Annotated in this window: 5 protein-coding genes; 1 reads left to right on the top strand and 4 read right to left on the bottom strand. The window is 67.9% G+C overall.

The window, feature by feature from the left end; genetic code table 11:
- Positions 1-65 precede the first annotated feature (65 nt).
- From ABB34_RS11050 to ubiE, 3 genes are all read right to left on the bottom strand, one after another.
- The gene (locus ABB34_RS11050) at positions 66-800 is read right to left on the bottom strand and encodes a hypothetical protein (protein ID WP_057641380.1); all 735 of its coding nucleotides are present in this window, start codon (positions 798-800) and stop codon (positions 66-68) included.
- A 215-nt stretch (positions 801-1015) separates the two neighbouring features.
- Positions 1016-2950: a M1 family metallopeptidase gene (locus ABB34_RS11045; protein WP_057641379.1), complete on the bottom strand. Its 1935-nt coding sequence runs from the start codon at positions 2948-2950 to the stop codon at positions 1016-1018.
- Between the two features lie 63 nt (positions 2951-3013).
- Positions 3014-3778: a bifunctional demethylmenaquinone methyltransferase/2-methoxy-6-polyprenyl-1,4-benzoquinol methylase UbiE gene (gene ubiE / locus ABB34_RS11040; protein ID WP_057641378.1), complete on the bottom strand. Its 765-nt coding sequence runs from the start codon at positions 3776-3778 to the stop codon at positions 3014-3016.
- Between the two features lie 77 nt (positions 3779-3855).
- Here ubiE and ABB34_RS11035 point away from each other — a divergent pair, with 77 nt between their 5' ends.
- Positions 3856-4308: a nucleoside deaminase gene (locus tag ABB34_RS11035; RefSeq protein ID WP_057641384.1), complete on the top strand. Its 453-nt coding sequence runs from the start codon at positions 3856-3858 to the stop codon at positions 4306-4308.
- A gap of 75 nt (positions 4309-4383) precedes the next feature.
- On the opposite strand, the gene smeE is transcribed toward ABB34_RS11035, so the two are convergent.
- Positions 4384-7530: a multidrug efflux RND transporter permease subunit SmeE gene (gene smeE, locus ABB34_RS11030; RefSeq protein ID WP_057641377.1), complete on the bottom strand. Its 3147-nt coding sequence runs from the start codon at positions 7528-7530 to the stop codon at positions 4384-4386.

Below are 7530 nucleotides of genomic sequence, written 5' to 3'. Positions count from 1 at the left end.
AAAGATCGTGCTAATCAGGTACCGGGAAAGCCTCATCGCGCACCAAGGTGCGCTCCTACAGAGGGTCAATCCCAGCCCGGCATCTGGCTGCCGTCGAGGCCGCCGGTTTCGAACACCACGCTGCGGACGCCGCCGGCCTGCACCGGGAACTCGATCTCGATGACCTTCGCCTTGCGCGCCTGTCGCCACAGCCCGCGGTTGTCGTCGATGAACATGGCGATGGCCTCGTCGGTGTCCGGGCGGTGCGCGGCCATCGCGCGCGGCGCGGCGCCGTCCACCCCGACCTTGACCCGGCAGGCGCGGTAGCAGGCCCTGGCGAAGTCGCCGGCCTGCAGCACCAGGTAGGCGTGGTGCTTCCATTGCGGGTGGTCGCGGAACACCAGCTGCACCACCTTGGCGCCGCTGCCGTCCACGTCCACGCGCTCCTTGCCCTGGATCATCGCCGAGCGCTGCACGCCCTTGCCCACCGCCACCTGGTTGTAGCTCCACAATGCCTGCATGCGGCGCAGCTCGCGCGCGGCCTCGGCCTTTGCCTTCACCTCGGCAAAACCCGGCTCGATGCGCGCGGCGGTATCCGAATCCGGGTACTGGTCGAACAGGGCCACGCCGAAGATGCGCGCCCTTTCCCAGTCGGCGGCGGCCACCGCGCCGTCGTACTGCTTGCCGATGGCGGCCGCGTCGACCTCGCGCCGCGCGTGTTCCTGCGCCGCGGCGGCTTCCTGCTTCTGGCGCTCGGCCTCCGGGTCGGTGCAGGCGGCCACGGCCAGGGTGCAGGCGGCGAGCAGGATCAGTCGTTTCATGGCGGGGTCCTTTGCGGGCGACGAATGGCGTGGACGAGAGTGTATTTGTTGCAGGAGCGACGCAAGTCGCGAGGGGGCTGTACCGGTGGAGCCTCATCGCGACTTGCGTCGCTCCTGCAAAAGCAAACAAGAGCAAAGATGTTTGCGACATGGCCGACGCAAACGACAACGGCGGGCTTTCGCCCGCCGTCGCGCTGGTTCACGATGCCGCCGGATTACGGCTTCGGCGCGGCTTCGGCCTTGGCGATCATGTCCTCCACCGAGGCGGTGGTGATCGGGTGGTAGCCGGGCCGGGCCTTGGCGAACGCGTCCTTGGCGAAGGCCAGGCCTTCCGGGGTCTTCAGCAATTCGGCGTAGATTGGCAGGATCAGCTTGCGGCGGCCGACGCGCTGGATGAACTCGCCGGCCGCGGCCTGCGCCTCGCCGTAACCGCTGCGGATCGCCAGCGGGTACCAGCGCATCGCGATCTCGCCGTTGGCGGTGCCGGTGAAGTGATAGGCCTTGTCCAGCTGCGCCAGCTTCTCCACCGGCACGGTCTTGCCGAGGCCATCGATGAAGCGCACCCATTCCTGCGTGCTCCACTGCCCGGTCACCTGGTTGCTGGGCAGGCTGTCGCTGCCGAGGAAGGCGATGCGCGCGGTGTCGACCACGGCGAAGCCGCGCGAACGGGCCTTCGGCGCGAACGCAGGGATGCCCGGCTCGTCCAGCCACGCGTGCAGTTCGGCCTCGGTCACCGCGGTCGGGTTCTTCGGCAGCAGGTTCTGCTTCAGGTAATCGACGAACTGGTCGGTGTTGGCGCTCTGGAAGGCGTGGTCGTCGAACCAGCCGCGCAGGAACGGGTCGAACACTTCGCGGCCGAAGCGATGCTCCAGGAACTGCAGGAACCACGCGCCCTTGACGTAGGCCACGTTGCTCAGCGCCTCGTCCGGGTCGCGCTCGGTCAGCGGCGGCAGCGCCAGCGCCTGGTCGGCCGGGCTCATCTCCTTCACCTCGGCCAGCAGGTCGGTCTGGTCGATCTCGCGCTCCATCTCGGCCGCCTCCTGCCCGTACAGCGCCTCGGTGATGCGCGCCTGCACGTAGGTGGTGAAGCCCTCGTTGAGCCAGATGTCCTTCCAGCTGGCATTGGTGACCAGGTTGCCCGACCAGCTGTGCGCCAGCTCGTGCGCGACCAGCGAGACCAGCGACTTGTCGCCGACGATCACGGTCGGGGTGGCGAAGGTCAGGCGCGGGTTCTCCATGCCGCCGAACGGGAACGACGGCGGCAGCACCAGCATGTCGTAACGGCCCCAGCGGTAGTCGCCGTACAGCTTCTCGGCGGCGCCGATCATCTTCTCGGTGTCCTCGAACTCCTTGGCGGCCTTGTTGACCATCGCCGGCTCGGCCCACACGCCCGAGCGCTGCGAGATCGGCTCGAACACCAGGTCGCCGGCGGCAATCGCCAGCAGGTAGGACGGGATCGGCTGCGGCATCTTGAAGCTGTAGTCGCCGTCGCGCGCGGCCTTCGGATCGTTGTCGGCGCTCATCAGCACCATCACGTCCGGGCGGCTGGTGACGTGCGCTTCATAGGTGAAGCGCACGCTCGGGGTGTCCTGCAGCGGCACCCACGAACGGGCGTGGATCGCCTGCGACTGGCTGAACATGAAGGGCAGCTTCTTGCCCTCGGTCATCGACGGCTCCAGCCATTGCAGGCCCGAGGCGGTCGGAGCGGTGTGGTAGGTGATGCGCACGCTGGCCGGCTGCTGCGGCGCCTCGATGCCCAGCCTGCTGCCGAACACCTTGTCGGCCGGCGCCAGCTCGAACTGCAGCGGCGTGGCGGCGCCGTCGGCGGCCAGCGCCTCGACCTTCTCGACGGTCAGCTCGCGGGTGTCCAGCACCAGCTGCCTGGCGTCCTTGTCCTTCCACTCCAGCGCATAGGTGGCGGTGCCGCCGATCTGCTTCTGGTCGAAATCGACGTTCAGCTCCAGCGCCAGGTCCTTGACGACCACCTTGTCCGGCTCGGCGTAGGAGCTCTCGTCATGGCTGCGGCTGACGGTGTTCACGGCGGCGGCGGGCTTCTCGGCAACAGGATCGGCGACGGGGGCGGCGGGCTCCTTGGCGCAGCCGGCGACGAGCGCAACGGCCAAGGGAAGCATCAGGAAGGGTGAACGCATGGGGTTACCTCTGGAAAACGGAGAAACGGAAACAGCGTGCCGGCCAGCGGCCGGCACCTGCAACTAGAGCCTGTAGCCGGAATGGATGGCGACGATGCCGGCGCTGAGGTTCTTGTAGTGGCAACGGCCGAAGCCGGCCTCGCCCATCATCGCCTTCAGCTCTTCCTGCGGCGGATGCTTGCGGATGCTCTCGGCCAAATACTGGTAGCTGTCGCCATCACCGCGCGCGAACAGCTTGCCCAGCTTCGGCAGCACCTTGAACGAGTGGAAGTCGTAGAGCGGCTTGAACCAGTCGGCGGTAACCTCGGAGAACTCCAGCACCCGCGCCTGACCGCCGACCTTGAGCACGCGGTACATCTCGCGCAGCGCCGCGTCCTTGTCGGTGACGTTGCGCAGGCCGAAGGAAATGGTCACCAGGTCGAAGCTCTGGTCCGGGAACGGCAGCGCCTCGGCGTTGCACTGCACCCACTCGAAGCCGGAAACGAAGCCGCGGTTGGTCAGCCGGTCGCGGCCCACCGACAGCATGCCGGCGTTGATGTCGCCCAGCACCACGCTGCCCTCGGCGCCCAGCCGTTCCTTCAGCAGCACCGCGATGTCGCCGGTGCCGCCGGCCAGGTCGAGCACTCGGTCGCCCGGCTTGACCTGCGCGGTGGCGACGAAATAGCGCTTCCACAACCGATGGATGCCCAGGCTCATCAGGTCGTTCATCAGGTCGTAGTTGTCGGCCACCGAGGTGAACACCTGGCCGACCAGCTTCTGCTTGTCCTTGGCCGGCACGTCGCGGAAGCCGAAATGGGTGGTGCCGCTCTTGTAGGGGGATTCGCTCATGCGCCGGATTATCGCACCGACGGGCCGGCCATGCCCTGCGCGCCTATCATGGCCGCATGCCCCCGAAGGAACCGGCCATGATCGCCACCCCCGACTATCGCGCCCTGCTCGACACCGCCATCGCCGAGGCCCGCCAGGGCCTGGCCGAGGGCGGCATCCCGATCGGCGCGGCGCTGTACCACGCCGACGGCCGCCTGCTCGGCTGCGGCCACAACCGCCGCGTGCAGGAAGGCGACCCGTCGATCCACGGCGAGACCGACGCCTTCCGCAAGGCCGGCCGCCAGCGCGGCTACCGCGACACCATCATGGTCACCACCCTGGCCCCGTGCTGGTACTGCTCCGGGCTGGTGCGCCAGTTCAACATCGGCACCGTGGTGGTCGGCGAATCGGTCACCTTCGGCGGCGGCATCGGCTGGCTGCGCGAGAACGGCGTCAACGTCATCGACCTGAATGATGAGCGCTGCATCGACATGATGCGCGATTTCATCGCCGCCCAGCCGGAGCTGTGGAACGAGGACATCGGCGAGTAAACCGTCCCTGCCCCGAAACCTCGAACGCCGGGCGTCAGGCCCGGCGTTCGAGGTTCAAGCGATCATGCGGAATGCTCAGCCTTCCGCGCTGCCACCTTCGGCCGGCAGGCGCTTGCGGTTGAACACCCGCTGCACCACCACGAAGAACAACGGGATGAAGAACAGGCCCAGCGTGGTGCCGGCGATCATGCCGCCGAGCACGCCGGTGCCGATGGCGCGCTGCGCGCCCGAGCCGGCGCCGGAGGCGATCGCCAGCGGCAGCACGCCCAGGCCGAAGGCCAGCGAGGTCATCACGATCGGGCGCAGGCGGTCGCGCACCGCGTGCATGGTCGCCTCGATCACGCCAGCGCCCTTCTCCAGGTTCTCCTTGGCGAACTCGACGATCAGGATCGCGTTCTTCGAGGTCAGGCCCACCGTGGTCAGCATCGCCACCTGGAAATAGACGTCGCGCTCCATGCCGCGGAAAGTATTGGCCAGCACCGCGCCGAGGATGCCCAGCGGCGCCACCAGCAGCACCGCGGTCGGCACGCTCCAGCTTTCGTACAGCGCGGCCAGGCACAGGAACACGATCAGCAGCGACAGCGTGTACAGCAGCGGCGTCTGCGCACCGGCTTCACGTTCCTGGTAGGACACCGCGGTCCACTCGATGCTGAAGCCCGGCGGCAGCTGCTTGGCCAGCCGTTCCACTTCCAGCATCGCGTCGCCCGAAGCCACGCCCGGCGCCGCCTCGCCCTGGATTTCCAGCGCCGAGACGCCGTTGTAGCGCTCCAGCCGCGGCGAGCCGTAGTCCCAGCGCTGGCTGGCGAAGGCCGAGAACGGCACCATCTCGCCGGCACCGTTCTTCACCGTCCACAGGTTGAAGTCCTCCGGGTTCATGCGGAAGCCGTCGTCGGCCTGCACGTAGACGCGCTTGACCCGGCCGCGGTCGATGAAGTCGTCGACGTAGCTCGACCCCCACGCGGTGGCCAGCGTGCTGTTGATCGCATCCAGCGACAGGCCATGCGCGCCGGCCTTGGCCACGTCGATGTCCAGGCGCAGCTGCGGGGTGTCGTCCAGGCCGTTGGGGCGGACGTTGGCCAGCTTGCCGCTCTGCCCGGCCATGCCCAGCAGCTGGTTGCGCGCGTCGACCAGCGCCTCGTGGCCCTGCCCGGAATTGTCCTTCAGGAAGAAGGTGTAGCCCGAGGCGATGCCCAGCTCCGGCATCGCCGGCGGCGGGAAGGCGAAGATGAAGGCGTCCTTGATCTGGCCCAGCGCCATCATCGCGCGGCCGGTGATCGGGCCCACGCCCTGGTCCGCGGTGCGCTCGTCCCAGTCCTTGAGCTTGACGAAGGCCATGCCCGAGTTCTGGCCCATGCCGGCGAAGCTGAAGCCCTGCACCGAGAACACCGATTCCACCGCGTCCTTCTCGTTCTGCAGGAAGTGGTCCTCCAGCTTGTAGATCGACTCCAGCGTGCGCTCCTGGGTGGCGCCGACCGGTGCGTTGACCAACGCCATCAGGATGCCCTGGTCCTCGTTGGGCAGGAACGAGCTGGGCAGGCGCACGAACAGCAGGCCCATCGCCACCGCCAGCGCCGCGAACACCGCCATGAAGCGGCCCGGGCGGGCGAGGATGCCGCGCACGCCGCGCTGGTAGCTGCTGCTGGAACGGTCGAAACCGTTGTTGAACCAAGTGAAGAAGCGGCCGGCCGGGCCGCGGTGGGCGACGTGGTGCTCGCCCTTCTTCAGCGGCTTGAGCATGGTCGCGCACAGCGCCGGGGTCAGCACGATCGCCACCAGCACCGACAGCGCCATCGCCGAGACGATGGTCGCCGAGAACTGGCGGTAGATCACGCCGGTGGAGCCGGACATGAACGCCATCGGCACGAACACCGCCGACAACACCAGGCCGATGCCGACCAGCGCGCCGGTGATCTGGCCCATCGACTTGCGGGTGGCCTCCAGCGGCGACAGCCCTTCCTCGGACATGATGCGCTCGACGTTCTCCACCACCACGATGGCGTCGTCCACCAGCAGGCCGATCGCCAGCACCATCGCGAACATGGTCAGCATGTTGATCGAGAAGCCCAGCGCGGCAAGGATGCCGAAGGTGCCCAGCAGCACCACCGGCACCGCGATCGTCGGGATCAGCGTGGCGCGGAAGTTCTGCAGGAACAGGTACATCACCAGGAACACCAGCACGATGGCCTCGACCAGGGTCTCGACCACGCCCTTGATCGACACCTTCACGAACGGGGTGGTGTCGTAGGGGATCACCGCCTTCAGCCCGCGCGGGTAGTTGGCGCTCAGTTCGTCCAGGGTCTTCCTGACGCCCTCGGCGGTGTCCAGCGCATTGGCGCCGGTGGCCAGGGTGATGGCCAGGCCCGAGGCCGGCTTGCCGTTGTAGCGGGTGACGAAGTCGTAGGTCTCCGCGCCCAGCTCGACCCGCGCCACGTCGCCCAGCTTCAGCATGGAGCCGTCGGCCTCGGTGCGCACCACGATGTCGCGGAACTGCTCCGGCGTCTGCAGGCGGTCCTGCGCGTTGATGGTGGCGTTGAGCTGCTGGCCCTTGACCGCCGGCGCACCGCCCAGCTGGCCGACCGCGACCTGCGCGTTCTGCGCGCGGACCGCGGCGGTGATCTCGTCGACCGACACCTTGTAGGTCTGCAGCTTGTTCGGGTCCAGCCAGATGCGCATGGCGTACTTGCCGCCGAACACCTCGATGCTGCCCACGCCCGGCACCCGGCTCAGCGGGTCCAGCACGTTGGAGCCGACGTAGTCGGAGATGTCGGTGGCGTCCATGCTGCCGTCCTCGGAGACGAAGCCGACCACCTGCAGGAAGCCGCTGGAGGACTTGGCCACGTTGATGCCCTGGCGCTGCACTTCCTGCGGCAGCAGCGGCATGGCCAGCTGCAGCTTGTTCTGCACCTGCACCTGGGCGATGTCCGGGTTGGTGCCGCTGGCGAAGGTCAGGGTGATGCTGGCCTGGCCGTTGGACGAGCTGTTGGACGAGAAGTAGATCAGCCCGTCCAGGCCCTTCATGTTCTGCTCGATGATCTGCGTCACCGAGTCCTCGACCACCTTGGCCGAGGCGCCGGGGTAGCTGGCGCTGATCGACACCGCCGGCGGCGCGACCTCGGGGTACATCGAGATCGGCAGCTTGAGCATGGCCAGCGCGCCGGCCAGCATGATGATGATGGCGATGACCCACGCGAAGATGGGCCGGTCGATGAAGAAGCGTGCCAT

The sequence above is a fragment of the Stenotrophomonas daejeonensis genome (assembly GCF_001431505.1).
Taxonomy (GTDB): domain Bacteria; phylum Pseudomonadota; class Gammaproteobacteria; order Xanthomonadales; family Xanthomonadaceae; genus Stenotrophomonas; species Stenotrophomonas daejeonensis.
The sequence above is the reverse complement of the archived record's forward strand: the minus strand, read 5'-3'. Positions and strand labels throughout refer to the sequence as shown.